We start from the raw sequence: 1,208 nt of genomic DNA on the forward strand, positions 1-1,208 counted from the left end.
TGATGTCATGCGCTGGATTTGTCGGCTTGACTGGCGCCCTTGTCCGTCGTTCGGGGTGACCGGACCGGGCAGGGGACGTGACCTGATAGGACTTTGTCCGCCAACGACTCTTCAATGTTGTGTCCGCCCGGCCCGGCGAGGTCGTCCCGTTCAAACCGAACAGGGAGACACCGCTCATGGTAACCACATACTCCGAGCCCGACACCGTGCCTGGGTGGGTGATCGTCGGGGTGGACACACACGCCGATACGCACCACGCCGCCGTGATCGACATGCACGGCCGGCACCTGGCCGATCACGGATTCCCGACCACGATCGCCGGGTATCAGCAGCTGCTGGACTGGGCTGCCGGACTCGGGCAGATCGACACAGTCGGGATCGAGTTGACCGGGTCGTACGGTGCCGCGTTGACCCGGCACCTCACCGCCGCCGGGGTCACCGTACGGGAGGTGAACACCACCGATAAAGCCACCCGCGCCCGACGCGGCAAGGACGACCAGATCGACGCCTACTCCGCCGCGGAGAAGGTCCTCGCCGGGATGGCCACCGCGATCCCGAAAGACACCACCGGCAACACCGAAGCGATCCGGGTCCTGACGTTGACCAGGAACTCCGCCGTCACCGCCCGCACCACAACCTGGAACCAAGTGAAAGCGGTCCTGGTCACCGCACCCGCTCCGCTCCGCGAACAGCTGCGCGGCCTGTCCAAAGCCCGCCTGAAGACCACCCTCGCCCACATGGAGACCCCCGCCGGAACGGATACCGTCACCACCGCCACGATCACCGCACTGCGCCGCCTGGCCACCCGGATCATCACCCTCAGCACCGAGATCCTCGACGCCGACCGCGACCTGAACACCCTGGTCGCAGCGACCGCGCCGACCCTGCTCACCCGACCCGGGATCAACACCCACACCGCGGCACGATTCCTGATCTGCGTAGCCGACAACGGCGGCCGAATCCGCTCCGAAGCAGCACTCGCCCGCCTCACCGGAGCCTGCCCCGTGCCCGTCTCCTCCGGGAAAACGAACAGGATGCGCCTCAACCGCGGCGGCGACCGTCAAGCGAACTCCGCCCTCCACATGGTCATCGTCAGCCGACTCAAATACGACAACACCACCCGCGACTACCGAGACCGAACCCTCGCCCGCGGCCACTCCAACCGCGACGCCATCCGATCCCTCAAACGAGCCCTCGCCCGAGCCATC

At 66.9% G+C, this 1,208-nt stretch carries 1 protein-coding gene; it reads left to right on the forward strand.

Annotated features, from left to right (window positions below):
• Positions 1 to 176: 176 nt before the first annotated feature.
• A partial coding sequence (locus tag ACYVDK_RS18280; protein WP_460524439.1) for an IS110 family RNA-guided transposase occupies positions 177 to 1,208 on the forward strand: 1,032 nt, incomplete at its 3' end.

It is taken from the genome of Humibacter antri, from assembly GCF_054777235.1.